Source organism: Marinobacter sp. LV10R520-4, from assembly GCF_002563815.1.
Classification (GTDB): Bacteria; Pseudomonadota; Gammaproteobacteria; order Pseudomonadales; family Oleiphilaceae; genus Marinobacter.
In genome coordinates this window covers 3,185,285-3,211,137 of the sequence record NZ_PDJM01000001.1, presented here as the reverse complement: position 1 = coordinate 3,211,137, position 25,853 = coordinate 3,185,285, and the positions used below count along the sequence as shown (strand labels likewise).

Genomic DNA, 25,853 nt, shown 5'->3' with positions numbered 1-25,853 from the left:
AAATCGGAGCCGGCAAGTAGCCGGCAAACTAACCGGAGGCGCAGGCGCCTCCGGTGACAGCGTTACTTGATTTTGCTTTGCTCGATGGTGTAACCGTTTTCGTTGAACCAACGCGCCGCGCCTTTGTGCCACGGCAATACTTTATTCTTGGTGTAATTTTCAGGAATGGAGAATTGAGCTGCCTTATGGATCGACACCATTCTCTCGTTATTTTCCATAGTCAGCTTGGTAATTTCATACACAAGGCTCTCCGGCACGTCGCAATTGGCCATGGCGAAGTTCCACATAGACACTACACGAGATTCCTTTTCCAAGGACTGGTAGGTGTTTGCCGGAATAATGAATTCGGATACGGGGAAGTTATCAACCACTTTTTTTGCTTCGGCGTCGGTCATACCAATGATATTTACATCGGTCTGCACTTCCAGCTGACTGACCGCAGGAATCGGAATGCCAGCGGCAAAGGCGATAACATCAATCAGGCCGTCCTGCAACTGGGTACCCAGGTCCGACCAGCTGCCGTTGCGGCGCTCGAAGTTCACACCAAGCGTTTCCATCATGCGTGGAAAGTAGGTGTCTGAAGTGGAACCAGCCGGACCAAAGCCGATGGTTGCGCCATCGGGGATGTCAGAAATAGAGGTAATGCCGGAGCTGGTCAGGGCCGTCACGGAGAACGGAGTTTCGTACATGGGGAACATGGCGCACACGTTGTCCATTTTCATGCCTGGCGCTATTGGGCTGTTGCCGTCCATGGATTCCCGTGCAGGGCCCATGGTGGTCAGACCAAATTTTAGATCGCCGGTGTGTACCAGAGCCATATTCTGCATCGGGCCGCCGGTGATCTCAGCGCCGCCTGACACGCCCAAGTTTTCTGCGACAAAGTTGGCCCATCCAGCACCGTACGCGAAGTAGGTGCCACCCTGGCTGGCGGTGCCTACGGTGAAGTTGTCAGGCCAACCTGCCCGGTCCTGGGCGACGACCGGATTTGCGACGGCCAGCGTGGAGGCGAGTGCCACTGCCATAACGGCTTGGGTTTTCATAAAGAATGCTCTCCGAATCATTGTGTTGTTTTAGTATTCAACGAAGCCTGCACGGCCCCGCGTAACATCAAATGAAGCAATTAACGGACCATATAAATTTTAAGCTTATAAAACATATGGTTATGTTTTATAGAGGTTTTTTGGGATCTAAAATGGGTGAAAAACGACACATTCGAGAGAAACAGGGGAGAAATACGGGTAAGTAATGACACGTACGGCGAAATGCAAAGGCCCAATGCAAAACGCCCCGAACTGTGCTTCCACAGATCGGGGCGTTCTGGACTTCATATGGTGCGGCTGGGAGGATTCGAACCTCCGACCGCCTGGTTCGTAGCCAGGTACTCTATCCAGCTGAGCTACAGCCGCTAAAACTTGGGTTTACAAAAACTGATACTTTAAAAGTGGTGCGGCTGGGAGGATTCGAACCTCCGACCGCTCGGTTCGTAGCCGAGTACTCTATCCAGCTGAGCTACAGCCGCACATTGATCACTTTCATTTCTTTGGTTGACTGCAACATCAACCGGCTCTCTTTCCTAAAACAGGAAATGGCGGAGAGGGAGGGATTCGAACCCTCGGTACACTTGCGCGTACGGTTCCTTAGCAGGGAACTGGTTTCAGCCACTCACCCACCTCTCCTTGAGAACGGGGCGTATACTACCACGATTTTTTCATTTTCATAGGGTTAAACGAATTTTTTTACATTTGGAGTTCACTAAACACAAAAAAACCGCTCCGAAAATTCGCAAGCAGCTTTTTTAGACCAGCTAGTGATTGCCCGGCTCAGCCTCATCTGAACTTTTCTCCGCCTGAATGCGCTGATAGATCTCTTCGCGGTGAACAGCGACTTCTTTGGGTGCATTCACACCAATCCGTACCTGATTTCCCTTTACCCCAAGCACAGTAACGGTTATTTCGTCACCGACCATCAGGGTCTCGCCTACACGGCGTGTTAAAATCAACATATTCCTACTCCCTCTGAAAAAGCGACCTGTTCTTAAATAGGTGCTTCGTACGCGCTCACTTATAGTGGAATTACGCGCCCTCCGAAAACCGCACATTCACTTATACGGAGACATGCGTTAGCCGGTTCTGCGAATGGGCGTCCTGTTAGACGATGAAACAGCGGGCGGAGGCCCATTGCGTCAAGCCTCTGCCTCTACCAGAGGCTTGTCCAGCTCAAAAGCCGAATGAAGCGCCCTTACCGCAAGCTCAAGGTACTTTTCATCAATCACCACGGAAATCTTTATTTCCGAGGTAGAAATCATCTGAATGTTAATACCTTCGTTAGACAGCGCCTCGAACATCTTAGTAGCGACGCCCGCGTGGGAACGCATACCAACACCGACAATACTGACTTTAGCGATCTTTTCGTTTCCGATGACCTCACGTGCGCCCAGCTCGGCCGCTACCGAGCGCAGCACATCGCCGGCCCGTTTGAAATCATGGCGCAAAACCGTGAACGTAAAGGCGGTTCTGTTGTCTTCACCCACGTTCTGGACAATCATGTCCACTTCAATATTGGCATCGCTGATTGGCTTCAGAATACGCAGCGCACTGCCAGGCGTATCCGGCACCCCCGCAATAGTCAGCTTGGCTTCGTCGCGGTTGAATGCAATGCCGGAAACGATTGGTTGCTCCATAGCGCTATCTTCCTCAAGTGTAATCAGGGTGCCCTCACCTTCCTCGAAGCTGGAAAGTACCCTTAACGGAACGTTGTATTTGCCTGCAAACTCCACAGCGCGAATCTGCAGCACTTTGGACCCCAGGCTGGCCATTTCCAGCATTTCTTCAAAGGTAATATGGGTCAGCCTTCGAGCGGAATCCACCACTCGCGGATCGGTGGTATAAACCCCGTCCACATCGGTATAAATCTGGCATTCATCGGCCTTCAACGCTGCTGCCAAGGCCACAGCGGTAGTGTCTGAACCACCGCGGCCAAGGGTGGTAATGTCACCCAGATCGTTCACTCCCTGAAAACCTGCCACCACCACCACACGGCCGGCATCCAGGTCTTCACGCACATGTTGTTCATCAATGTGCTGAATACGGGCTTTTGTATGGGCACGATCGGTTAGGATACGTACCTGTGAGCCGGTGTAAGAGCGAGCCTCGCAACCCAGCTTCTGCAATGCCATCGACAAGAGTGCAATGGTCACCTGTTCGCCGGTAGACAGAAGGACGTCCATTTCACGCTGGCCGGGCTCATCGGTAATGTTACTGGCCAGGCCAATCAAGCGGTTCGTTTCACCGCTCATGGCCGAAACCACCACAACGATGTCATGCCCCGCCTTGCGAAAACCAAAAACCTTCTGAGCAACCGCTTCGATACGCTCGGTAGTGCCTACCGAGGTGCCACCAAATTTCTGTACATACAGGGCCATAATATTCCCACTGTCTAGACCGGGATTCAGGGCGGAAGTTGCTCCGCCCGTCAAATCAATCGGGCGCGATTATAAACCCTCACCCGTAGCTAAAACATGCGTTACTGACTATTTTTTTCAACCCAGCCAGCAACACCCGCCAGAACCTCAGTAAGCCTGGAGGCATCGTTACCCCCGCCCTGGGCCATATCAGGACGACCACCGCCCTTACCGTCCAGCTGCGCGCAAAGGTGCTTCATAATGTCGCCGGCCTTGACTCTACCGGTCGCTGATTTGGTTACACCCGATACCAGTGTGACCTTGCCATCTTCAACGCTGGCCAAAACCACGACGCCCTCACCCAACTTGTTCTTCAGCTGGTCGGCCGTTTCCATCAGTGCCTGGCGGTCCGCCCCTGGCATTTCAGCGGCAACTACCTTTAAGCCCGCCACTTCAACTGCAGACGACACTAAGTCGCTGCCGGCCGAGCTGGCAAGTTTAGCCTTCAAACCGTCGTTTTCTTTCTCCAGCTGACGGTTACGATCCAGTGTCTGTTGCACTTTCTCGACCAGCGACTCACGGGAGCCTTTTACCAGCCTAGCCGCTTCACGCAAGGTACGTTCGGCGCTGTCTACCCATTCCAAAGCGCCAAAACCGGTGACCGCTTCAATGCGGCGAACGCCGGAAGCAATACCGCTTTCAGAGGTAATACGCAGTAGACCAATATCGCCGGTGCGATTGACATGGGTGCCACCGCAAAGCTCAACCGAGTAGCTGTCTGAACCCATACTCAGAACCCTGACGGAATCACCGTATTTTTCACCAAACAACGCCAGCGCGCCTTTAGCCTGGGCCTGTTCCATGTCTGTCACTTCTGTGGCTACCGGGGTGTTTTCCAGAATCTGCTGGTTAACCTGGTGTTCGATTTCCTGCAGTTGTGCGGTGCTGACGGCCTCGAGATGCGAGAAGTCAAAGCGCAGTTTGTCCGGATCTACCAGCGAGCCTTTCTGGCTAACGTGCTCGCCCAGAACCTTGCGCAAAGCCGCGTGCAATAGATGGGTGGCGGAGTGGTTACGTTTGGTGCGTTCACGGCGCTCATGGTCAATGCGCGCATCCACTTCCAGGCCCGGGAACAGTTCACCTTCAATCACCGTTCCGATATGAAGGTGGTTGTTGCCCTCTTTGCGGGTGTCGGTAACCTGAAAGCGGCCACCGCTCCAGGTCAACAGCCCGGTATCACCGACCTGGCCGCCAGACTCCGCGTAAAACGGCGTGCGCTCCAGCACAATGATGGCTTCGTCGCCGGCTTCAGCGTTTTTGTGTTCACTGCCGACAATCACCGAGCGAATGCGCTCATGGCCATCAATATTCTGGTAACCACTAAATTCGGTCACGCCCTCAAGCTTCAAGCTTTCCGCGTTATAGTCGATACCGAATTTGCTGGCCGCCCGGGCGCGCTCACGTTGGGCATCCATTGCTTTTTCATAGCCCTGATAATCCAGAGTCAAACCTCGCTCACGGGCGATGTCGTTGGTCAGGTCTACCGGGAAGCCATAAGTGTCGTACAGGGCGAAAACTGTTGCGCCCGGAATCACGTCGCCTTTAAGTTCGGCAATGTCCTGCTCTAACAGGCGCAGGCCGTTATCCAGGGTTTTTACAAACTGCTCTTCTTCTTGCAGCAGCACCTTTTCGATCTGCTTGTGGCTGCTGACCAGCTGCGGGAAGGCTTCACCCATCAACTCAACCAGCGCACCGACCAACTTGTAGAAGAAGGGGCCATTGGCACCCAGCTTGTTACCGTGGCGGGCGGCGCGGCGAATGATGCGACGCAATACAAAGCCACGGCCTTCGTTTGACGGCATAACGCCGTCGGCTATCAGGAAACAACAGGAGCGGATGTGGTCTGCTACAACACGCAGCGAGGCTTCAGTGGAGGCAACGCCGCCGAGCACGTCAGAGGCAGCTTTCAGCAGGTCCTGAAAAAGGTCAATTTCATAGTTGCTGTGCACGCCCTGCAACACCGCGGTCACTCGCTCCAGACCCATGCCGGTGTCTACCGACGGTTTGGGCAGGTTAAGCATTTCGCCGTCAGCGGCGCGGTTATACTGCATGAACACCACGTTCCAGATTTCTATGTAGCGGTCGCCGTCTTCGTCCGGGCTTCCCGGAGGGCCGCCAGCTACATCAGGGCCGTGGTCAAAGAAAATCTCGGAACAAGGGCCGCAGGGGCCGGTATCGCCCATCTGCCAGAAATTATCTGAAGAATAGCGGCCGCCGGCGTCGTCGCCGATACGGACAATGCGCTCGGCAGGCACGCCAATTTCCTGGTTCCAGATATCAAAGGCTTCGTCGTCTTCGGCGTATACCGTGATCCACAGTTTTGCTTTTGGCAGGTTCAGCCACTGCTCAGAGGTCAGGAAATTCCAGGCGAAATTGATGGCTTCGCGCTTGAAATAATCGCCAAAGCTGAAGTTGCCCAGCATTTCAAAAAACGTATGGTGGCGAGCAGTGTAACCAACGTTTTCAAGATCGTTGTGCTTGCCGCCGGCTCGTACGCATTTCTGCGAACTGGTGGCGCGAGTGTAGTCACGCTGCTCACGGCCCAGGAACAGGTCCTTGAACTGGTTCATGCCCGCGTTCGTAAATAGCAAAGTGGGATCATCTGCCGGCACCAGTGAACTGCTGGGAACAATGGCATGGCCCTGCTGTTTGAAGTATTCAAGAAACGCCTGTCGCAACTCTGCCGTTTTCATAGCCCTTTGATACCTTTCCATAAACCCGACAAAAACTGCGCCAGGTCCGCGATTGAATTCGGATGCTTACATGATTGTACAAATCGGCTACTCTAGCACACGCCGACATCCTGAAAAACGTGAAACATCACCGGAGACCGCATGCCCAAACGCTTTCACAATGCCGACGTGCTTTTGCCGCCAGCAACCGGACTGAAACGTGGCCTGGCCATTACTTACGATGCACTTATCAGCATTGCAGTGCTCCTGGTTGCCACCTGGATATACACCATAATCGCTGGTCAGCTGACCGGTTGGGAAAAATACGAACAAATGGCGGCAGCCGGGCAGATCGAAGGCGGACCGGGCCTGACGTTTACCCTGTTTCTGGTGCTGTACCTGTTTTTCGGCTACTTCTGGACCCGAGCGGGCCAAACACTTGGAATGCAGGTGTGGCGAGTGCGTATTCAGAATCTGGACGGCGTGTCGGTGAGCTGGAGCCAGGCTCTGCGCCGTTATGTGACGGCGGCCGCCGTTGTGTTTCTGGCATTACTGGCAGGCTTCTACTTGGGCGCTGTCAGCCTGCTATTTTCCGTTCCGGCGATCGTTGTTCTGTTCGTACCCATTAACGGGCTGTCGCTGACCGACCGAATGTCAGACAGCGTTGTCGTTGAGGTCGAAAAGAAAAAGCTGTGACTGCAAACCGGGGACAGATTTTAAATCTGTCCCCTATCAACACTAACCTGCACGACGCATTAGTAAAATACCAATGCCAGCGTTCACCGTGATAGGCACCAGTACCGCCAGAATGGGTTCGAAACCGTAGACCACGCTCATTGGCCCCAGCAAATCTTGCATGTACTTAAACGACAGGCCTACCAACAGACCGGTAAACACCCGAAAGCCCATAGTGACCGAGCGCAGAGGGCCAAAGATAAACGAAATTGCCACTAACACCATCACCGCGGTTCCCAGTGGCATTAATGTCTTCTTCCAGAACGCTAACCAATAGCGCGATGCGCTCAAGCCCTGCTCGTCCAGATAGCGGGCGTAGGTCAGCAGGCCAGTCATCGCCAGGTTCTCTGGCTTTACAATCAATACGCTCAGTACGCTGGGCGACAAACCAGACTCCCAGCGCAGCTGTTTGTGGGTCAACCGGGTGGTGCCTTGCTTTTCCAACTTGGTGGTTTGTACGTTTTCAAGAATCCAGTGATCGCCTTGGTAAATCGCTCGCTCGGCAAAACTGGCGGCTAACAACTGGCGCTGCTCGTTAAAGCGGAACATGGAAATGCCAAAAAGCACACCACTGGGCTGCACCGCATTCATGTGAATAAACACATTGCCTTCGCGATGCCACAAACCCGACGCCGCGGCCACGTTGCTACCTGCACCCAGCGCAACGGCTTTTTCACTTTGCGCCATGCGCTCCGCCGGCGGCGCCAGATATTCGCCAATGCCCACACCCAACAGCACCACAAACAGCGCTGGCTTCATGGCAGACCAGATAATGCGCTTTATGGAGACACCAGCGGCGCGAATAACCGTCAGCTCGGAAGAGCTGGCCATCGAACCCAATCCCACCAGGCAGCCCATAAAGGCGCCCAACGGCAAATAATCGTAAATTCGTCGCGGCAGCGTCAGGAACACATACCACAGGGCATCCAGGGTCTGATAGTTATTGGCTGTGTCGTCCAGCTCGGCGATAAACGCGAAAATCAAATCCAGCGACAGCACCACTACCATCACCAAAAACATGGCGCCGCCCACGGTTTTCATCACATAGCGGTCAATCTTACGCATGGGTAGGCTCCGCAAGCTCTGCACGCTGCAAGCGACGCTTGCGCAGCCAGGCAGGGCCGAATTGTAACCAAAGCCCCAGGGCCAGAAACAATCCGTGCACCCAGAACATGCCAATCCACTCTGGCACTTTGCCATCGGCCAGCGCATCACGAGCCACAATCAATAGGCCGAGATAGGTGATATACACCAACATCGCTGGCAACAGGTGGAAGAACCGGCCCTGACGCGGATTTACCCGGCTCAACCGAACCGCCAGCAGGGTCACCACCGGCACAATAAAGGGCAGCGAAAACCGCCAATGCAGCAGCGCTCGCTGTTGCGGGTCGTCCGATTTCATCAGCTGCCCGGTACTCAAGCCCTCTTCCAGCTCTTTTGTACCACTCTTGCCACTGACAATTTTGAGACCGTAAGCTTCGAATTCGGTGGTGTTGTAATCCAGCTGGCCGGCATTACCCGCGTAACGCCCGCCATCTTTCAAAATCAGAAAGCGGCTTCCTGTCTGGGCATCGACCAATTGGGTGCCCGTTTCGGCGGTGATGATGGTCAGGCCTTCGCCGTTCTTGCCAAACTCGGCGATAAACACACCCTGCAGCTCGCGCTTGTCGTCGCTCAGCCCTTCGGTGTAAGTCACCCGCCCGCCAGAGGTAAAGTCCTGAAAACGCCCTGGTGCCAAAAGCTCGAATTCAGTGGCCTTGCGCTGCTCGTTGAATATCTCCTCAACCTGTTTCATGCCCCAGGGCGACACATAAAGGCTCATGGCAGCCACCACCAACATGACGGGCAAACTGCCGATCAGGGTTTGGCGCAAAATATCGCCTTCGCTAACGCCGCAGGCAAGCAGCACGGTCATCTCGCTTTCCAGATACATGCGGCCATAAGCCAACAAAATGCCGATAAACAGACCCAAGGGCAAAATCAGCTCGAGAAAACCGGGAAACCGATAGGCCATCACCGAGAACAGCACGCCAGCAGAAATTTCACCTTCTGCCGCATTACCCAAATACTTTAAAAAACGCCCGCTCATGAACACCAACAGCAAAATGGCGGACACAGCAATCATGCTGATCATGATCTGACGGATGAGATAGCGAAAAATAATAGTCAAAGCAGTCTCTCTGGCCGAGCCGGTAACGGCGCCCATTGATGGAGGAAAACGCCAGCAGCGGCTATTCTAAGTAACCTTGCAGACGATTGACAGGACCGCGCCGCGCCCGGCAAACAAGTCACAAGTCCGCGCCAATGCTTGATAATTCGTCGCATTGCCCCAATATTACGATCTCTATCCAATTTGTTTGACCGAATGACCAACAGGAGTTGCCATGAATTTTACCTTAAGCAGCAAAGCCCTGGACACCCTCAGCGCTGACTGTCTTGTACTGGCGTTACCGCAGAAAGGCGAATGGCCCGCCAGCACCAGCGCCGCAGACAAGGCGCTGGACGGCCTGATTGGCAAACTGCAAAGCGCCGGCGACATCAGTGGTAAAAACGCATCGGTACAGACTGTTCCGCTGACCGACAGCCATTGGCAGCGCCTGTGCATTGTCGGCACCGGCGATGACGAAAGCCGCACACCGGCCAACTATCGCAAAGCTTTAATTGCTGCGGTAAACGCTCTGAAAGACGGCCCCTCAAAACACGCCATTGTGGCCCTGGCTGACACCCAGCTAACCGGCGACAGCGCTACGACGTCGGAAGAAGCGCGCCTGAGCCTGATCGGCCGCAGCCTGGAAGAGCACCTGTACACGTTTAACCAGTATAAAAGCGAGCAGCCTGCTGCGTGCAAGCTGAATAAAGTAACCGTAACAGCCTCTGCCGGCGGCAAAGCCGAGAAAGACGCCTTTAACTTGGGCTTGGCCACTGGCCGCGGCATGAACTTTACCCGCGACCTGGGCAATACACCGCCTAACATTTGCCACCCAGTCTGGCTGGCCGAACAGGCTATAAAGCTGGCCAAAGACCACGATTGCATCAAGACCGAAATTCTTGATGAAGAGCAGATGGCTGAACTGGGCATGAACACCATTCTGGCCGTGGGCAAAGGCAGCAGCCAGCCATCGCGCTTTATTATCATGGAATACCGCGGCGGCAACACCAAAGACAAACCCCACGTGTTGGTGGGTAAAGGCATCACCTTCGACAGCGGCGGCATTAGCATCAAGCCGGGTGAAGGCATGGACGAAATGAAATACGACATGGGTGGCTCGGCCGCGGTGTTCGGCGCCATGCAGGTGATCGCCGAAACCAAACCAAAAATTAACGTTGTAGCGGTCATCGCCGCCGCTGAAAACATGCCCGACGGCAGCGCCAGCCGCCCCGGTGACATTGTGACCACTATGTCTGGCCAGACCGTTGAAATCCTCAACACCGACGCCGAAGGCCGCCTTGTACTGTGCGACGCCTTGACCTACGTGAAGCGGTTTGACCCGGCTGCGGTTATTGACCTGGCTACCCTCACCGGCGCCTGCATCATCGCCCTGGGCCACCACGCTACCGGCTTACTGGCCAACAATGATGAATTGGCCAACGAACTGCTGGCCGCCGGCGACCGTGCCAACGACAAAGCCTGGCGCCTGCCGCTTTGGGAAGAGTACCAGAGCCAGCTCGACAGCAACTTTGCGGATATGGCAAACATCGGCGGACGTCCCGCTGGAACCATCACCGCGGCTTGTTTCCTGTCCCGCTACGCCAAAGATTACCGTTGGGCCCACCTGGACATCGCCGGTACTGCGTGGCATTCCGGTAAAGCCAAAGGCTCTTCAGGCCGCCCGGTGCCCATGCTGGTCGAATACCTGATGTCTCATGCCGGCAAATAAGCCGCCTGCTGTGCACACCACGGAAACCGGCAGCGCTGCTGCCGGTGCCGCCGTGCTCTCTAACGCACCCCAAACCAAACAGGAGGATAAAAACCAGCGCTATTGGTTCCATATCCTGCGCCAGGACACCCCCGCCGCACGCAATCTACACGCCGCCAAACTGGTCAATAAAGCCTGGCAGCAAGGGGACCGCGTGGGCATTGTGTGCGACACCCCAGAACACGCTCAGGAAATGGACGACCTGCTGTGGAACTTCAGCCCGGATGCCTTCATTCCCCACAGTGTAATTTCCGAAACCAACACACCCTACAAAGACCCCGTCGGCATTCTGCTACACCCGCAGGCAGCGGAAGACTGGGATACCGTGATTATTCTATGCGCTGAACTGCCGGCTCACGCTGATCAATTTAAGCGGCTTGCGTTGATTGCTCAGAATGATCCGGTGGTTTTGGATCAGGCTCGCGCGCACTTTAAACAGTTGAGGGCTTTGGGGATTGAGGCAAGAGTTCACGACCAGCGGCAGCGTTGAACCTGGTGGAGCGTCCTGATATGCCGCAACATTATGGAAAATGAAGATTTTTTACCCTACCAAAAATCATACTTTAAGGGTGGTGACGCTCATGGATGAACAACTCGTAGCCCAGAAACTGGAATCGCTTCGGCGTTGCATCCAGCGCGTAGATTCAAAGCTTCCTGACAGTGTGGAAACACTACTGACAGACCTTGATGCGCAAGACATCGTCTCACTGAACCTCGCGCGCGCCGTGCAAATGAGCGTAGACATGGCCTCCCAATGGCTCGCCGGACACAGCAAATCAACAGCACCCAAAACTATGGAGGAAGCCTTCGAAGCGCTGGCTAACTCTGGCACTATTGAGCCCGAACTTGCGGTCAAAATGCGAAAATTGGTTGGCTTGCGAAACCTGATAATTCACAACTACGACGACGTGAACTGGGAAATCGTCTTTGCAATTTGCCAGTACCACCTTAGTGATTTTAGAGCGTTTGCTAAGGTGTTTTCGGATCTTGTTGAGTGACCTTGGCGGCTCAGACTGGCCTGGCCTCGCTGATTACCGATGCCCGACAGAGCCAAGCGCTAGAATATTGGACACCTACCAATGAGCTTTAAGGAGATGCAGTTATTCGATAATTTCGATTAACTGCCAGCAGTGGCAAAACCTAAAACATCCAGCACTGCTATCAAAGGCACTCAGTACAAGTTCTTTTGGAATCCAACAAACACATCTCGTATGTTCGCCACCGGCCCAAGCTCCTGAACCGCGTCCCGAACCGGGTGATATTTCAATTCAATCAGCTGCGGCAGTTTGTCCGGGTTCAACTCAGTAACACCACGCTGAACATAATGGTCCAAAACAAACTCCAGAAACTCTTGCTGCCGGTAATCAAACTGACCGTAAATGCGTGCGCGATGAGTGTTCACACGCTCTAACCGTGTTATCGGCGACAAGTTGAAGGCAACATAAGCCAGCATCCAGGCCGCCAAATGGGGGGTTGGCAAGGATAATGTCGAAGCGATCCTTCTCCTGAATATCATTCAGATTTTCAGTGAGGCTGTTAGTGCGTACGCTATTAGGCGTTTCGATACCGTGCAGAATCATATTCATGATTCCGATAATGTACGGCAGGCTCTTTTTCTCCTTGGCGTAGAAGGTGCGGGTTTATCACCTGAATCATGGCGCGAATCAGTGGGCGCGGCGTGAAGTATTCGCCACCGTTCCGCCCGGCGTTACCCATGTTTTTAATTTTAGTTTCGTAAAGGTGCGACAGCTAGTGCTTCTCGGCCTGGGAGCCAAAGCTGAGTTCGTCGATCAGTTCCAAGGCATCGCGCAGGCTGTATCCGCTGGCGAGTCGGTTACGAATTTCACCAAAGATTTCGCCGATTTTTTATTCAATAGTGTCTGTGCTGACTGCTCGTTCCTTGAAGCCGTGCAAATAGGGAAAAAGATCAAAGCTGACAAACTGAATAAGATCGCTGCCTGTCAGGGCGTTGTCGTGGTCAAAGCCGGCCTCTTTCCAGAGGACGTTATCAATGTTTCTGAAAGTTTGTTCGAACATTTACGATTCCAGGTTTTTACTCTGTTTGACTGCTAAGCGGCATTCCCGCACTCATTCTTGCGCCACGATTTACGGCATTTTTTTCTACGTTTGATCGTATTAGTGCTCTCTACTGAACTCAGCAAAAACCATACATGCACACATTGGGTCGCATCGACTTGAAAGCTGGGGAGTAGAGTATGGAGACAGGAGCAACCGTGCGTCTAAAGCACCCCCCTCAGTTCCTTTGATAACCGGGAAGCCCGATCGTTTAAGTCAGGTATCGCTTTAACCACCGTTTGCCAGACAATATCCAGATCGATATCGAAATAGCCATGGGTGATTCTGTTGCGCATACCGCGCATTTGCGACCAGGGAAGTTCATTGTTATTTGCGATAAAATCAGGATCGCTTGCCACCATCTTTGTAGCAGCCTCACCAATTTCGATCAAACTTATAACGACCGCTTTTTACGGTCCGAAGGTCAGCCTTAAATGCTTCTCTGGAGAAGCCGCTAGTGAAGCTCAAAATATCGCCCGACGAGTTGACAATATGCTCAAGGTAATCCGCCGTTCTCAACACGTTCATACGGCTCGCGCTTCACTGATAACGGCTGCCCGAAACCGTGGCGGCAGGTCACCCGGTGTCAGAAGGTCCACTTTTACACCCAGCAGTACTTGCAGCTCGTCTTGAAGCCCACCTAAATCAAACAGCGTTGCTTCCGGCAAAGTGTCGACGAGCAAATCAATGTCGCTAGCGTCTTTGTCCTCACCATGCAAGACAGAACCAAACACCCGAATATTAGACGCTGGATACCGACTGGCTATCTCGCGAATCTCAGCTTTGTGTCTGTTGTAAATTTCTGACGCGTTGCCCATAACTCACCCCTAATCCTGCAACCAACTTTATTGAACGTACACCATAGCTCTTTCGTAAGGCTAGCTCCAAAACCTTGCAATAGATGTTTTTGCGGTCTTCTTCAGATATGCCAGTCTAAGCGCTCTCATGGCCCGACCACCGACGACCATGTATAGTTGTGCGTCTAAAATCTCCCCTAGAATTCACCAATACGGTCACCAGAAAAACCCATGGAAAAAACCTACCAGCCAGAAAAAATCGAGCGCCAGTGGTACGACAACTGGGAATCTAAAGGCTACTTCCGCCCCAGCGGTGAAGGCGAGTCTTACAGCATCGCCATCCCGCCGCCGAACGTTACCGGCAGCCTGCACATGGGCCATGCTTTTCAGCACACTATTATGGACACCCTAACCCGCTACAAGCGCATGCAGGGTCGCAACACTTTGTGGCAGGTAGGCAGTGACCACGCCGGTATTGCTACTCAAATGGTCGTTGAGCGCAAACTGGCGACGGAAGAAGGCAAAACACGCCACGATCTGGGCCGCGAAGAGTTCATCAAGCGTATCTGGGAGTGGAAGGAAGAGTCTGGCGGCACCATTACCGGGCAGATGCGCCGGCTGGGTAACTCGGTGGACTGGGACACCGAGCGCTTTACGATGGACGACGGCTTCTACAAAGCCGTGCAGGAAGTGTTTATCCGCCTGTACGAAGACGGCCTGGTGTACCGCGGCAAGCGCCTGGTGAACTGGGATACGAAGCTGCACACCGCGATTTCCGATCTGGAAGTGGAAAACAAAGAAGAGAAAGGTTACTTCTGGCACCTGCGCTATCCGCTGGCTGACGGTGCCACCACGCAGGATGGAAAAGATTACCTGGTAGTCGCCACCACCCGCCCGGAAACCATGCTGGGCGATACTGCCGTCGCCGTTCATCCGGACGACGAGCGCTATCAGCACCTGATTGGCAAATTCGTGATGCTGCCGCTGGTGAATCGCCGTATTCCGGTGATAGCCGACCACCACGCCGACCCGGAAAAGGGCTCCGGTTGCGTGAAGATTACCCCGGCGCACGACTTTAACGACTATGCCGTGGGCAAGCGCAACAATCTGCCGATGATGAACGTGCTGACTCAGGACGCTAACATCCGCCAGCAAGCGGAAATATTTAACAGCGACGGCACTGAAAATACCGATCTGGACGCTTCGCTGCCCGCCGCCTACACCGGGCTGACCCGGGAAGACGCGCGCAAGCAGATTGTGGCCGATATGGATGCTGCTGGCCTGGTTCAGCTGGTGGAAGACCACGTATTGAGCGTGCCCCGTGGGGACCGTTCCGGCCTGATCATCGAGCCCATGCTGACGGATCAATGGTTTGCCGATGCCAAAACTCTGGCCAAGCCGGCCATTGAAGCGGTTGAAGAAGGCCGCATCCAGTTCGTGCCCAAGCAATACGAGAACATGTACTTCTCCTGGATGCGCGACATTCAAGATTGGTGTATTTCCCGCCAGCTGTGGTGGGGTCACCGGATTCCGGCCTGGTACGACGCCAAGGGCAATATCTATGTTGGCCGCAGTGAAGACGAAGTACGCCGTAAGCACGGTCTGGCAGCCGATTTTTCGCTAAAACAGGACGACGACGTTCTGGACACCTGGTTCAGCTCTGCCCTTTGGACATTTGGCACTTTGGGCTGGCCGGAAATCACCGAGCGTCTGAAAACTTTTCATCCGACAGACGTTCTGGTAACAGGCTTTGACATCATTTTCTTCTGGGTTGCGCGGATGATCATGATGACCACGCACTTTATGAAAAATGAAGACGGCACACCCCAGGTTCCGTTCAAAACCGTTTACGTTACCGGTCTGATCCGCGACGAAAACGGCGAAAAAATGTCTAAATCTAAGGGCAACGTGATTGATCCGCTGGACATGATTGACGGCATCGACCTGGCGCCCTTGCTGGAAAAGCGCACAGGCAATCTGATGCAGCCCAAGCTGGCCAAGAAAATCGCCAAGCAGACCGAAAAGGAATTCCCTGAAGGTATCTCAGCCCACGGTACCGACGCCCTGCGTTTCACCCTGGCGGCCATGGCCACCACCGGTCGTGACATCAATTGGGACATGAAGCGTCTGGAAGGCTACCGCAACTTCTGCAACAAGCTGTGGAACGCCGCCCGTTACGTGCTGATGAACACGGAAGGCGAAGACTGCGGCGTGAACGGCGAACCGGTAGAACTGTCACTGGCTGATCGCTGGATTATCAGCGCTTTGCAGCAGTGCGAACAGGATGTAGCCCGCCATTTGGACCAATACCGCTTTGATCTGGCCTCACAGGCGTTGTACGAATTTATCTGGAACGAATACTGCGACTGGTATCTGGAGCTGTCGAAGCCTTCACTGAGTGACGACAGCGCCAGCGCCAGCGCCGAAGCCAAACGTGGCACCCGCCGTACACTGGTGCGTGTGCTGGAAACCGTTTTGCGCCTGGCGCACCCGATCATGCCGTTCATTACCGAGGAAATTTGGCAGCGTATCGCGCCGCTGGCAGGCAAATCCGGTGACAGCATTATGCTGCAGCCGTTCCCGCAGGCTGATAACAGCCGCCAGGATGCTCAGGCAGTTGCCGATATTGAATGGCTGAAAGGCGTGATTGTGGCGGTGCGTAATATTCGCGGTGAGATGAATATTTCTCCGGCGAAGAAGATTCCTGTTCTGTTCCGTGGCAATAGTGCAGACGGCCAGCGCAGGATGAATGAGAACCGTCAGTTCCTGAGTTCGCTGGCCAAGCTTGAGAGCCTGGAATGGTTTGAGGGTGATAATGCACCTATGTGCGCCACGCAACTGTTAGGCGATATGGAAGTGCTGGTGCCCATGGCCGGTCTGATTGACAAGGATGCAGAGCTTAAGCGCCTGGATAAGGGGCTGGAGCGTCTGGGCAAAGAGATTGGCCGGCTGGAAGGCAAGCTGGGCAATGAGAAGTTTACCGCCAAGGCACCGGCGGAGGTTGTTGCCAAGGAGCAGGAAAAGCTGACCGAGTTCCAGAGCAACGCGGCTCGACTGCAGCAGCAGCGTGCTGACATTGAGGCCATGTAGGCGTCAACTACCCCGCCCTAAAGGACGGAGCTTGTAGAAAACACCCTGCAAGCCAGGTTGACCAGGGAAAGCGGACACCAACCCGCTACGTTTATCACAGGTCGCTAAGACCCACCGCCGAATGCTTCCTCAGTTCGGCGCTCTGGAAGACTGGGATCACGCTGGCGAAAGGTAAAGCGCCGAAGGTTCCGGTCGCCGCTCAAGCGGGAGCCGGTGGTAGACATTCCCGAGGGGAGACGAATTGCAAGATTCGCGTCACAAGGCCCGTAAGGGCATTCATTGAAAGGAAAACGATGTCGGTCTTCGTACTGGATAGACGCAAGCAACCACTAATGCCGTGCTCGGAAAAGCGCTCACGGCTTCTGCTCGGCCGTGGTCGAGCCTTGGTGGTGCGTGCGTATCCGTTTACGATCCGGCTGAAAGACCGTACCGGTGGCATCGTACAGCCGGTCCGTATCAAGATCGATCCCGGCAGCAAAACCACCGGGATTGCAGTGGTTCGAGAAAGCGGCCAGAAGCAACACGTTCTGGCGTTAATGGAGTTGGCTCATCGCGGTCGCCAGATCAGCAAGTCTCTGGAGCAACGTCGGGCGTTTCGCCGGCGTCGTCGCAGCCAGCTCAGGTACCGGGCACCCAGATTCCTGAATCGAACCAAGCCCAGGGGCTGGCTGGCCCCGAGCCTGCAACACCGGGTGGATACCACGAAAAGCTTGGTGAATCGGCTTCGATCTTTGGTGCCGGTTGAATCTATCAGCCAGGAACTGGTTCGGTTTGATACGCAAAAGATGGAAAACCCGGAAGTCAGCGGTGTCGAATATCAGCAGGGCACCTTGCTCGGCTACGAGGTCCGCGAATACCTTCTGGAGAAGTGGGGCCGCGAATGCGCTTACTGCACCGGTAAAGACACCCCTCTTCAAATTGAGCATATCGACCCAAAAGCCAACGGTGGCTCGAACCGGATCAGCAACCTGACATTGGCGTGCCGGCCATGCAATCAGGAGAAAGGCAGGCAGCCACTTGCTGATTTCTTTGCATCGTCCAAGCGGCTGAAAAACCACCAGGCCAGACTGGATCGCATTCTAAAACAGTGCAAAAAGCCCTTAAGGGACGCCTCCGCGGTTAATTCAACCCGGTGGGCGCTGTATCAGACCCTGAGGAAAACGGACCTGAAGGTTGAAGTGGGTACCGGCGGCCGCACCAAGTTCAATCGTCGGCGACTGAACATTCCTAAGACACACGCGCTGGATGCGGCTTGCGTCGGAGAAGTTGAGATCGTAGAGGGCTGGAACGTTCCAACCTTGGAGATCAAAGCCACCGGACGTGGCAGCTATCAGCGTACCAGACTCACAAGATACGGTTTCCCTCGTGGCTATCTGATACGCCAGAAGAAAGTCCAAGGTTTTCAGACCGGCGACATGGTGCGAGCCGTTGTGCCAACAGGCACGAAAGCCGGCACCTGGTTGGGTCGTGTGGCGGTTCGTAAAACCGGCAGCTTCAATATCCAGACAAGTAGTGGTGCTATTCAAGGAATATCTCATCGCCACTGTGTTTTAACCCAGCGAGCGGATGGCTACGGCTATCACATCCAACCCAACCAACCCAAGGAGGAGGGAGACAGGGAACACGAGTCGCGCTGACGCACGACGCGCACTCCCTCCCCGACCTGAAGGACGGGGTATCCCGCGCAAAATGATGAATGTGGGCGTTAAGCGTTTCGGGGATGGCGGGCAGATCGCCATTCTTGGAGCGGGTTCAATGGGGCGGCTATGGGCCGCCCTTTTGCCGTCTTCGCATTGTGGGTTTTTGCCTCGGCTCTCGGGGGATAGTTCCGAACTTGAGCTTGGGAGGAGCTTCAGTCGTCAGGAAGGCCTTCCCGAAACACGCTGTGAATACGTCCTTGTACGCTCTGCTCCGCCATCCATGGCTGCACAAGGTTTCGGGAAGGCCTTCCTGACGGCTTCGCCGGAATCTGTGCCTGGGCCGACGCGATCTCGTATTTCTCTGCCTTGGTTTCGTTCGGTTACTGACATCACTTTACTGCTTGTTACCACCAAAGCCGGGGATACGCTTTCGGCTCTGGAGAGCTGGCTGCCGTATATCGCTAAAGACACGCCGGTTGTTCTTTTCCAGAACGGTTTGGGCAGTCAGCAGGCAGTGGTCGAGCGCTGGCCGGATCGACCGATTTTGGCGGCTAGCACTACAGAGGGGGCGAATCGACCAGAGCCGGATGTGTTGGTGCATGCCGGCACCGGGGATACCTGGGTGGGCCCGCTTACCGACTCTGCTTCTGACTATACTGAATTGGTGGTTCAGCAGCTGGCACAATCTGGATTACAGGTGCATACCGAAAACAGTATTGTGCAGCGGCTGTGGCAAAAGCTGGTGGTCAACGCCGGAATTAATGCGTTTACCGCACTGCTGGACTGCCCGAATGGCGCCATAGTGGACGCACCGCTGTATCGACAGACGATTGACGAGTTATGCATTGAAATCGCTGCTTTACTGCAGGCCGATACCGGTGAGCGTGCTACCCCGCAAGCGCTGCGGGAGCGAATTGAAGCGATCGCGAAAAGCACGGCCAGTAATACTTCGTCGATGCGTGCGGATGTAAACGCAAGGCGTAAAACCGAGATCGATTTTATTAATGGCTACCTTGTGCAGTGCGGGCAGCGCCACGGGATTGCCACACCGGTAAACCAAATGCTGGTTCAGCGAGTACAAGCTCTTTAGAATTTCAACCAATCGGGCTAGCATTTCAACCAACTAGGCTAGCGTTTTAACCAATCAGGAGAATTCCATGGGCAACCGCCTGTCAAAAATCTACACCCGCACCGGAGACGATGGCTCTACCGGTCTGGCCGATGGTAACCGCATTGCCAAGAGCGCCCAGCGCGTTGAAGCCATGGGTACGGCGGATGAACTGAACTGTCACATGGGCCTACTGGTTGAGATGCTAGACAGCGATGACGCGCTGTTTGAGCCCATGCGCCGCATTCAGCATCACCTGTTTGACCTGGGTGGTGAGTTTGCGATTCCGGGTAGCGTTGTGATCAGCGAGCAGCACATCAGCTGGCTAGAAGGCTTGTTGGATGAGTGGAACGAATCACTGCCGCCGTTGAAGAACTTTATTCTGCCCGGTGGCAGCCCAGCCGCAGCTCAGTGCCACATGGCCCGCGCCGTGTGCCGCCGTGCCGAGCGTGTTGTAGTGGCGCTAAGCCACGAGGACTCCATTAACCCGCTGGCGCGGCAGTACCTGAATCGCTTGTCTGACCTTTTGTTTGTCGCCTCACGGGTGCTGGCACGGCGCGAGGGCGCGGAGGAAATTTTGTGGGAGCAGAAAAAAGCCAGCCGCGATGAACTGCCCCCGCAGAAATAGCACTCTAAAAACAGCACCTCCTTTACAGGATTTTGTGCTCGCGCAGCTGCTCTAGTGCAGCTGCAACTTGCCCGGCCTGCTCGGGCAAATCCGCCAGGATTAGAGTCAGATCGCTGTGGCCAGTGTCGGTATCGGTCAGCACCAGCAGGCCGTTGGCTTTAAGTGCCAGAGCCAGCAGTGCTTTGAAGCTTTCACTGTATTGCAGGTTGTCATGGTGCAGCGTTGCGACGGCGCGGCCGTCATCAAACAGCACTTTTTCCAGGGTATGAACCAGCGTGCGGGCGGCGTTCGCCTCGCCTTTTATGTATATCACCGCGGCTTGCTGGCCAAAGCGTCGGGCTTTTTGCGCTGTGGTCACCTGTGCGCTCTGGTGCAGCGTGTAGCCTTGTTGCTGCGAGCCGGGCAGAATCATACCCGCTGCCACTGTGGTGTGGGTTAGGCGATCCACCACAATAAACGACCCGGTGCTGCGAAATTCTTTGTAGTTATCCGCCAACACAGGCTGTTCCAGTGTCAGTTCGCAAAGACCGATTTCGTTCAGCGCCAGAGTATTGGCCTCGGTCTTGTGTAACGAGTTTACATCCACTCGATGGCGAACGGCGGTCACGGCTCCAGCCACGCGGCCGGTCAACAGTTTTATGTCGTAGGTTTTTCCCTGTACCAGCGGCTGCTCGGCCATCCACACCAACGTGGCATCAAAGCGGTCCGTCGTTTGCGGTATCTGTTTGCTGTGCACCAGAATGTCGCCACGGGAAATATCAATCTGATCTTCCAGCGTCAACGTCACCGACATAGGCGGGAAGGCTTCGCTCAGCTCGCCGTCGTAGGTCACGATGGATTTCACCCTTGATGACTTACCGGACGGCAACACCGTTACGTCGTCACCCGGGCGAACCACCCCAGCGGTCAGGGTGCCGCAGTAACCGCGGAAGTCCCTGTTGGGGCGGTTCACGTACTGCACCGGAAAACGCAGCGTGTCGAAATTCTGATCGCGAACAATCTCCACACTTTCCAGAGTTTCCATCAGCGCTTGCCCCCGATACCAGGGCATGAACTCTGAACGATTAACCACGTTGTCGCCTTTTAGCGCCGACAAAGGCACAAACTGGATGTCTGGCAAGTCCAGCTGACTGGCAAACGCCGAATAATCAGCCTTGATCTGCTCGTAGCGCTCCTCGCTGTAATCTACTAAATCCATTTTGTTGATGGCCACTACCGTATGCTTCAGTCCCAGCAGCGACACAATGAAACTGTGGCGACGGGTTTGCACCTGCACGCCGTGGCGGGCGTCAATCAAAATAATGGCCAGGTCGCAGGTGGAGGCGCCGGTGGCCATATTGCGAGTGTACTGTTCGTGGCCCGGGGTGTCGGCGATGATGAATTTACGCCGAGCGGTCGAGAAATAACGATAGGCCACATCAATGGTGATGCCCTGCTCGCGCTCGGCCTGCAAGCCGTCCACCAGCAACGCCAAATCAAGCTCGTCACCAGCATTACCCACCCGTGCGCTGTCGTTGTGGAGCGCCTCCAGTTGGTCTTCATAAATCATTTTGGAGTCGTGCAGCAGCCGTCCAATCAGGGTAGATTTGCCGTCGTCTACGCTGCCGCACGTCAGAAAGCGCAGCAGTTCCTTGTTTTCGTGCTGGTGCAGGTAGGCTTCGATATCATCGGCAATCAAGTCAGACTGGTGGCTCATTAAAAGTATCCTTCCATTTTTTTCTTTTCCATAGAGCCTGCTCCATCGCGATCTATCGCCCGCCCCTGGCGCTCGGAGGTTCGTGTTAGCAGCATTTCCTGAATAATGTCCTGCAACGTATCGGCCTCGGAATCCACCGCTCCGGTTAACGGGTAACAGCCCAGAGTGCGGAACCTGACCTTACGCAGTTCCGGCTCTTCGCCCGGGTTCAGAGGCAGGCGCTCGTCGTCCACCATGATCATCATGCCATCGCGGGTAACCACTGGCCGCAGGGCTGCAAAGTACAAAGGCACAATCGGAATGCTTTCCAGAAAGATGTATTGCCAGATATCCAGTTCTGTCCAATTAGACAGCGGAAATACGCGAATGCTTTCGCCCTTGTTGATGCGGGTGTTAAACAGATTCCACAGCTCCGGCCGCTGATTTTTCGGGTCCCAGCGGTGATGCTTATCGCGGAATGAGAACACCCGCTCTTTGGCGCGGGATTTTTCTTCATCACGGCGGGCACCGCCGAAAGCAGCGTCAAAGCCATACTTGTTCAACGCCTGCTTCAGGCTCTGGGTTTTCATTATGTCGGTATGCGTGGCCGAGCCGTGGGAAAAAGGCCCGACCCCCATGTCTACGCCCTCCTGGTTGATGTGCACCAGCAGTTCCATGCCCGACTGCGCGGCCATGCGGTCGCGAAATTCGATCATTTCACGGAATTTCCAGGTGGTGTCTACGTGCAACAGTGGAAACGGCGGGGTGCCCGGAAAAAACGCTTTGCGGGCAAGGTGAAGCATGACCGCCGAGTCTTTTCCCACCGAGTACAGCATCACCGGATTGTCAAACTCCGCAGCGACTTCACGAATAATCTGGATGCTTTCAGCCTCCAGCTGCTTCAGGTGGGTAAGACGGCGTTCTGGCAAAGAAGTCATTAACGGCGGCCTGCGTAAATCAACGGTTTAGAAGGCCAGCGGATACCACCGGCCGAATGTGCCAAGCAGTATTACAAAGGAAAATAAGATTTTAAAAGAATAAATAAACGTTTATTTATTCTTTTTTAGAATAATGAAAGTTTTACCGAGGTAACCCTTAATATTCGATATATGAATATCAAAATCAATAAATATCATTATAAAGAATAAAGAGCATTGCGTATGATTGCTGTAGAAATTTACACAAGGCGGTGAAACAGTCATGTATCAGTACAATCAGATTGACCAGACACTGGTCGACGAACGGGTGGAGCAATTTCGCGACCAGACCCGCCGGTTTCTGAACGGCGAACTGCCGGAGGATGAATTTTCTGCGCTGCGGCTGATGAACGGCCTTTACATTCAGCGCCAGGCTCCCATGCTGCGTGTGGCTGTCCCTTACGGACTTTTATCGTCAACCCAGATGCGCAAATTGGCTCACGTTGCCCGCACTTACGACCGCGGCTATGGCCACTTCACCACTCGCACCAACATTCAGTTCAACTGGCCAGAGTTAGCTGCGGTACCCGATATTCTGGCGGAACTGGCGCAGGTGCAGATGCACGCCATTCAAACCTCGGGCAATTGCATTCGTAACACCACCACCGATCCCTACGCCGGTGTAGCGGAAAACGAACTTGAAGATCCGCGCCCCTACTGCGAAATTATCCGCCAGTGGTCCACCCTGCATCCAGAATTTGCTTACCTGCCGCGGAAATTCAAAATTGCCGTCACCGGCGCAACGGAAGACCGCGCAGCCTCTCAGGTGCACGATATTGGCCTGCAAATGGCGCAAAACGCCGATGGCGAAATAGGCTTTGAAGTGCTGGTCGGCGGAGGGCTGGGCCGCACGCCCATCATCGGCAAGAGTATTCGTAAGTTCCTGCCCAAACAGCATCTGTTGTCGTATCTGGACGCTATCTTGCGGGTGTACAACCTCAAGGGCCGCCGCGACAACAAGTATAAGGCGCGCATCAAGATTCTGGTGGAAGCTCTGGGCCCCGACGAATTCCGCCGCCTGGTCGAGGAGGAATGGGCCCACATCCGCGATGGCGAGTTGACACTCACCGATGCCGAAATTGCCCGTGCCAAATCGTTTTTCACCCTGCCTGATTACGATGCCAACGCCGCCAGCGCCGACGCCCATGCGTCTTTAAGTCATTCACTGGCAACCGACATTGAGTTCAACGCCTGGTACCGCCACAACACTCTGGCTCACCGGGTCGACGGTTACCGCATTGCCATTGTTTCGCTGAAACCGTATCTGGAAGCCCCTGGCGACATCACCGACAGCCAGATGGATGCGGTTGCAGACCTGGCTGATCGTTATAGCTTTGGCGAAACTCGCGCCACCCACCACCAGAATTTGGTGCTGACCGATGTGCGCGAGGGCGACCTTTACACAGTGTGGCAGGCGCTGGCGGCGAACAATCTGGCGCGTTCCAACATTGGCACGCTGACCGACATGATTGTGTGCCCGGGGTTTGATTTTTGCTCTCTCGCCAACGCCCGCACGTTGAACATTTCGGACCAGATTAATCAGCATTTTGACGATATGGATCATCTGTACGATCTGGGCGAAATCCGACTGAACATGTCTGGCTGCATCAACGCCTGTGCCCATCACCACGTCGCCGACATCGGCATTCTGGGCGTGGATAAAAAGGGCGAAGACTGGTATCAGATTTCACTCGGCGGGTCGTCCAAAGAAGACGCGCGTCTGGGCAAGATTCTGGGAAGGTCGGTACCGGCGAGCGACGTTGCTCTCACCGTGGAAAAAATTCTGGCCGTGTACGTTGACCAGCGCCGCGAAGACGAATCGTTTGCGCAGGTAGTGCTACGTGTGGGTATCAAACCTTTTAAGGAACGCGTGTATGCCACTGCTCATTAACCAGCGCATTGTGACCGAAGACCCCTGGCAATTACTGGACCAGGCGGCTCTCGACGAGGGATCACCATTACCCGAAAATGGGCCTGTTGCTGTGCCCCTCATTTGGTACCGGCAAAACCGGGGGGCACTACAGCTGCGCAACAGCCCTCTGGGCGTGATTGTGAATGGTGATGATAACCTGGCGGCGCTTTACGCCGACCACAGCCAACTCGACCTGATTGCCATCGAATTCCCGACGTTTCGCGATGGCCGCGGATTCAGCATCGCCCGCCAGTTGGTGCGTAGCGGTTTTAATCGGCAAATTCGAGCTCTTGGCCATGTTACCCGCGATCGCTTGGCGCTAATGCAAAGCTCCGGATTCAACGCCTTTGCCATCAATGACGAGAGTTTCCAAACCGATCATCTTCAGGCATTTTCCGAGATTAGCGTTAATTATCAGGGTACGACGGCGGATCCGCGGCCGGTTTTTCGTCGCTAAACACGGCTTTGATCGCCTTCAAACATTTTATTCGTCGCTGTTTACAGCGCTGATTTTTTTAGTCAAAGGACATCGACACCATGACGCTTGATGTGGCTACGGCCAACCAACAGCTTGCCAACAACCGGCCCCAGGAAATCATAACGTGGGCCTTAACGCAGGCGCACAATCCGGTCGTCACGACCAACTTCGGTCCTTACGAAGCCGTGATCCTGCACATGGCGGTTCAAGCCCGGCCGGACATTCAGGTGATATGGATCGATTCGGGTTACAACACCTCTGCCACTTATCGTTTTGCAGAAAAACTGATTGCTCAGCTGAAACTGAATGTGCGCACGTTTATACCGCAGCAAACCGCTGCCCGGCGCAACGTGCTGATGCAGGGCATACCTGAGATTGACCAGCCGCTCCACGAGGAATTTACCCGCCAAGTGAAGTTGGAACCCTTCGCCAGGGCCCTGGCAGAAATTAAGCCGGATGTGTGGTTTAACGCCATCCGCAAAGACCAAACCGATTTCCGCCAATCGCTGGACATCGTCTCCACCAGCAAAAGCGGCATTGTGAAAGTAGCACCTTTATTTAACCTGACCAGCGCCGACCTGGATGCCTACCTGGCCGCGCACCAGTTGCCCGACGAACACGATTATTTCGACCCCACCAAAGCGCTGGAAACCCGCGAGTGCGGGTTACACACTAAGCTCTGATACTG

General features: G+C 54.6%; 22 protein-coding genes, 3 tRNA genes and 2 pseudogenes. 12 read left to right on the top strand and 15 right to left on the bottom strand.

Going from position 1 to position 25,853, the window contains the following annotated elements; all coding sequences use genetic code 11:
• Window positions 1-62: 62 nt before the first annotated feature.
• From ATG98_RS15595 to alaS, 7 genes are all read right to left on the bottom strand, one after another.
• Window positions 63-1,040 carry a TAXI family TRAP transporter solute-binding subunit gene (locus tag ATG98_RS15595; protein WP_098423781.1) on the bottom strand — a complete coding sequence of 326 codons (978 nt, stop codon included), beginning with the start codon at window positions 1,038-1,040 and terminating at the stop codon, window positions 63-65.
• 289 nt (window positions 1,041-1,329) lie between these two features.
• Window positions 1,330-1,406: transfer RNA gene (locus ATG98_RS15590), tRNA-Arg, on the bottom strand.
• Window positions 1,407-1,442: 36 nt separating this feature from the next.
• Window positions 1,443-1,519, bottom strand: a tRNA-Arg gene (locus ATG98_RS15585).
• Between the two features lie 67 nt (window positions 1,520-1,586).
• Window positions 1,587-1,676: transfer RNA gene (locus ATG98_RS15580), tRNA-Ser, on the bottom strand.
• 128 nt (window positions 1,677-1,804) lie between these two features.
• Window positions 1,805-2,002 (bottom strand): carbon storage regulator CsrA, encoded by a 198-nt coding sequence (gene csrA / locus ATG98_RS15575; protein WP_014870780.1) that lies wholly within the window; start codon window positions 2,000-2,002, stop codon window positions 1,805-1,807.
• 180 nt (window positions 2,003-2,182) lie between these two features.
• Window positions 2,183-3,421: an aspartate kinase gene (locus tag ATG98_RS15570; RefSeq protein WP_098418035.1), complete on the bottom strand. Its 1,239-nt coding sequence runs from the start codon at window positions 3,419-3,421 to the stop codon at window positions 2,183-2,185.
• 101 nt (window positions 3,422-3,522) lie between these two features.
• Window positions 3,523-6,153, bottom strand: coding sequence for an alanine--tRNA ligase (gene alaS, locus ATG98_RS15565; RefSeq protein WP_098423780.1), 2,631 nt, complete (start codon window positions 6,151-6,153; stop codon window positions 3,523-3,525).
• Between the two features lie 141 nt (window positions 6,154-6,294).
• Here alaS and ATG98_RS15560 point away from each other — a divergent pair, with 141 nt between their 5' ends.
• The gene (locus ATG98_RS15560; RefSeq protein ID WP_098418033.1) at window positions 6,295-6,828 is read left to right on the top strand and encodes an RDD family protein; all 534 of its coding nucleotides are present in this window, start codon (window positions 6,295-6,297) and stop codon (window positions 6,826-6,828) included.
• Between the two features lie 42 nt (window positions 6,829-6,870).
• On the opposite strand, the gene lptG is transcribed toward ATG98_RS15560, so the two are convergent.
• Both lptG and lptF read right to left on the bottom strand, forming a co-directional pair.
• The gene (lptG, locus tag ATG98_RS15555; RefSeq protein ID WP_098418032.1) at window positions 6,871-7,932 is read right to left on the bottom strand and encodes an LPS export ABC transporter permease LptG; all 1,062 of its coding nucleotides are present in this window, start codon (window positions 7,930-7,932) and stop codon (window positions 6,871-6,873) included.
• The gene (lptF, locus tag ATG98_RS15550) at window positions 7,925-9,073 is read right to left on the bottom strand and encodes an LPS export ABC transporter permease LptF (protein ID WP_098418031.1); all 1,149 of its coding nucleotides are present in this window, start codon (window positions 9,071-9,073) and stop codon (window positions 7,925-7,927) included. The genes lptG and lptF overlap by 8 nt, the downstream gene beginning before the upstream one ends.
• Before the next feature lie 178 nt (window positions 9,074-9,251).
• On the opposite strand from lptF, the gene ATG98_RS15545 reads away from it, so the two are divergent.
• From ATG98_RS15545 to hepT, 3 genes are read left to right on the top strand one after another with little or no spacing between them, the layout of a single operon-like run.
• Window positions 9,252-10,745 carry a leucyl aminopeptidase gene (locus ATG98_RS15545; RefSeq protein WP_098418030.1) on the top strand — a complete coding sequence of 498 codons (1,494 nt, stop codon included), beginning with the start codon at window positions 9,252-9,254 and terminating at the stop codon, window positions 10,743-10,745.
• The gene (locus ATG98_RS15540) at window positions 10,732-11,274 is read left to right on the top strand and encodes a DNA polymerase III subunit chi (protein ID WP_098423779.1); all 543 of its coding nucleotides are present in this window, start codon (window positions 10,732-10,734) and stop codon (window positions 11,272-11,274) included. The genes ATG98_RS15545 and ATG98_RS15540 overlap by 14 nt, the downstream gene beginning before the upstream one ends.
• A 40-nt stretch (window positions 11,275-11,314) precedes the next feature.
• Window positions 11,315-11,782: a type VII toxin-antitoxin system HepT family RNase toxin gene (hepT, locus tag ATG98_RS15535; protein ID WP_218925873.1), complete on the top strand. Its 468-nt coding sequence runs from the start codon at window positions 11,315-11,317 to the stop codon at window positions 11,780-11,782.
• A gap of 173 nt (window positions 11,783-11,955) precedes the next feature.
• Here hepT and ATG98_RS15530 read toward each other — a convergent pair whose 3' ends face one another.
• Window positions 11,956-12,237: a type I restriction-modification enzyme R subunit C-terminal domain-containing protein gene (locus ATG98_RS15530; protein ID WP_228706166.1), complete on the bottom strand. Its 282-nt coding sequence runs from the start codon at window positions 12,235-12,237 to the stop codon at window positions 11,956-11,958.
• Window positions 12,149-12,500, bottom strand: a pseudogene (locus ATG98_RS23005) (N-6 DNA methylase). Before ATG98_RS23005 ends, ATG98_RS15530 begins: the two are co-directional and overlap by 89 nt.
• Window positions 12,501-12,536: 36 nt before the next feature.
• Between ATG98_RS23005 and ATG98_RS22465 the strand changes: the two are divergent.
• Window positions 12,537-12,857 carry a hypothetical protein gene (locus ATG98_RS22465; RefSeq protein ID WP_416376580.1) on the top strand — a complete coding sequence of 107 codons (321 nt, stop codon included), beginning with the start codon at window positions 12,537-12,539 and terminating at the stop codon, window positions 12,855-12,857.
• A 167-nt stretch (window positions 12,858-13,024) separates the two neighbouring features.
• Here the strand turns inward: ATG98_RS22465 and ATG98_RS22040 are convergent, their stop codons facing one another.
• Window positions 13,025-13,252 (bottom strand): DUF86 domain-containing protein, encoded by a 228-nt coding sequence (locus ATG98_RS22040; RefSeq protein WP_218925872.1) that lies wholly within the window; start codon window positions 13,250-13,252, stop codon window positions 13,025-13,027.
• 132 nt (window positions 13,253-13,384) lie between these two features.
• Window positions 13,385-13,678 (bottom strand): nucleotidyltransferase family protein, encoded by a 294-nt coding sequence (locus tag ATG98_RS15515; RefSeq protein WP_098423777.1) that lies wholly within the window; start codon window positions 13,676-13,678, stop codon window positions 13,385-13,387.
• A gap of 210 nt (window positions 13,679-13,888) precedes the next feature.
• Between ATG98_RS15515 and ATG98_RS15510 the strand changes: the two genes are divergently transcribed.
• The 4 genes from ATG98_RS15510 (at window position 13,889) to ATG98_RS15495 (ending at window position 20,123) form a co-directional block, all read left to right on the top strand.
• A complete protein-coding gene (locus ATG98_RS15510; protein WP_098423776.1) occupies window positions 13,889-16,747 on the top strand; it encodes a valine--tRNA ligase in 2,859 nt (952 codons plus the stop codon).
• Window positions 16,748-17,040: 293 nt separating this feature from the next.
• The gene (iscB, locus tag ATG98_RS15505; protein ID WP_098423774.1) at window positions 17,041-18,384 is read left to right on the top strand and encodes an RNA-guided endonuclease IscB; all 1,344 of its coding nucleotides are present in this window, start codon (window positions 17,041-17,043) and stop codon (window positions 18,382-18,384) included.
• A gap of 118 nt (window positions 18,385-18,502) precedes the next feature.
• Window positions 18,503-19,477, top strand: a complete 975-nt coding sequence (locus ATG98_RS15500) for a ketopantoate reductase family protein (RefSeq protein WP_416376601.1) — start codon at window positions 18,503-18,505, stop codon at window positions 19,475-19,477.
• A gap of 67 nt (window positions 19,478-19,544) precedes the next feature.
• Entirely contained in the window at window positions 19,545-20,123 is a 579-nt protein-coding gene (locus ATG98_RS15495; RefSeq protein ID WP_018403503.1) for a cob(I)yrinic acid a,c-diamide adenosyltransferase, read from the top strand.
• Window positions 20,124-20,319: 196 nt separating this feature from the next.
• Here the strand turns inward: ATG98_RS15495 and cysN are convergent.
• Window positions 20,320-21,819, bottom strand: a pseudogene (gene cysN / locus ATG98_RS15490) (sulfate adenylyltransferase subunit CysN); the annotation flags it as partial.
• Window positions 21,819-22,736: a sulfate adenylyltransferase subunit CysD gene (cysD, locus tag ATG98_RS15485; protein WP_014870767.1), complete on the bottom strand. Its 918-nt coding sequence runs from the start codon at window positions 22,734-22,736 to the stop codon at window positions 21,819-21,821. The pseudogene cysN and the gene cysD, both read right to left, overlap by 1 nt.
• Before the next feature lie 262 nt (window positions 22,737-22,998).
• Here cysD and ATG98_RS15480 point away from each other — a divergent pair, with 262 nt between their 5' ends.
• From ATG98_RS15480 to ATG98_RS15470, 3 genes are all read left to right on the top strand, one after another.
• Entirely contained in the window at window positions 22,999-24,666 is a 1,668-nt protein-coding gene (locus tag ATG98_RS15480; protein ID WP_098418023.1) for a nitrite/sulfite reductase, read from the top strand.
• The gene (locus tag ATG98_RS15475) at window positions 24,650-25,144 is read left to right on the top strand and encodes a DUF934 domain-containing protein (protein WP_098423769.1); all 495 of its coding nucleotides are present in this window, start codon (window positions 24,650-24,652) and stop codon (window positions 25,142-25,144) included. Before ATG98_RS15480 ends, ATG98_RS15475 begins: the two co-directional genes overlap by 17 nt.
• A gap of 80 nt (window positions 25,145-25,224) precedes the next feature.
• Window positions 25,225-25,848, top strand: a complete 624-nt coding sequence (locus ATG98_RS15470) for a phosphoadenosine phosphosulfate reductase family protein (protein ID WP_098418022.1) — start codon at window positions 25,225-25,227, stop codon at window positions 25,846-25,848.
• The last annotated feature ends 5 nt before the right edge of the window (window positions 25,849-25,853 follow it).

Excerpts from the sequence above, each read along its gene's own strand:
- lptF (WP_098418031.1), bottom strand. The coding sequence starts at position 9,073 with ATGGGCGCCGTTACCGGCTCGGCCAGAGAGACTGCTTTGACTATTATT.
- ATG98_RS15470 (WP_098418022.1), top strand. The coding sequence starts at position 25,225 with ATGACGCTTGATGTGGCTACGGCCAACCAACAGCTTGCCAACAACCGG.
- csrA (WP_014870780.1), bottom strand. The coding sequence starts at position 2,002 with ATGTTGATTTTAACACGCCGTGTAGGCGAGACCCTGATGGTCGGTGAC.
- cysD (WP_014870767.1), bottom strand. The coding sequence starts at position 22,736 with ATGACTTCTTTGCCAGAACGCCGTCTTACCCACCTGAAGCAGCTGGAG.
- alaS (WP_098423780.1), bottom strand. The coding sequence starts at position 6,153 with ATGAAAACGGCAGAGTTGCGACAGGCGTTTCTTGAATACTTCAAACAG.
- ATG98_RS15595 (WP_098423781.1), bottom strand. The coding sequence starts at position 1,040 with ATGAAAACCCAAGCCGTTATGGCAGTGGCACTCGCCTCCACGCTGGCC.
- ATG98_RS15495 (WP_018403503.1), top strand. The coding sequence starts at position 19,545 with ATGGGCAACCGCCTGTCAAAAATCTACACCCGCACCGGAGACGATGGC.
- ATG98_RS15560 (WP_098418033.1), top strand. The coding sequence starts at position 6,295 with ATGCCCAAACGCTTTCACAATGCCGACGTGCTTTTGCCGCCAGCAACC.
- ATG98_RS15480 (WP_098418023.1), top strand. The coding sequence starts at position 22,999 with ATGTATCAGTACAATCAGATTGACCAGACACTGGTCGACGAACGGGTG.
- ATG98_RS15530 (WP_228706166.1), bottom strand. The coding sequence starts at position 12,237 with ATGCTGGCTTATGTTGCCTTCAACTTGTCGCCGATAACACGGTTAGAG.
- ATG98_RS15510 (WP_098423776.1), top strand. The coding sequence starts at position 13,889 with ATGGAAAAAACCTACCAGCCAGAAAAAATCGAGCGCCAGTGGTACGAC.
- lptG (WP_098418032.1), bottom strand. The coding sequence starts at position 7,932 with ATGCGTAAGATTGACCGCTATGTGATGAAAACCGTGGGCGGCGCCATG.
- iscB (WP_098423774.1), top strand. The coding sequence starts at position 17,041 with ATGTCGGTCTTCGTACTGGATAGACGCAAGCAACCACTAATGCCGTGC.
- hepT (WP_218925873.1), top strand. The coding sequence starts at position 11,315 with ATGAAGATTTTTTACCCTACCAAAAATCATACTTTAAGGGTGGTGACG.
- ATG98_RS15500 (WP_416376601.1), top strand. The coding sequence starts at position 18,503 with ATGGGGCGGCTATGGGCCGCCCTTTTGCCGTCTTCGCATTGTGGGTTT.
- ATG98_RS15515 (WP_098423777.1), bottom strand. The coding sequence starts at position 13,678 with ATGGGCAACGCGTCAGAAATTTACAACAGACACAAAGCTGAGATTCGC.
- ATG98_RS15540 (WP_098423779.1), top strand. The coding sequence starts at position 10,732 with ATGCCGGCAAATAAGCCGCCTGCTGTGCACACCACGGAAACCGGCAGC.
- ATG98_RS15475 (WP_098423769.1), top strand. The coding sequence starts at position 24,650 with ATGCCACTGCTCATTAACCAGCGCATTGTGACCGAAGACCCCTGGCAA.
- ATG98_RS15545 (WP_098418030.1), top strand. The coding sequence starts at position 9,252 with ATGAATTTTACCTTAAGCAGCAAAGCCCTGGACACCCTCAGCGCTGAC.
- ATG98_RS15570 (WP_098418035.1), bottom strand. The coding sequence starts at position 3,421 with ATGGCCCTGTATGTACAGAAATTTGGTGGCACCTCGGTAGGCACTACC.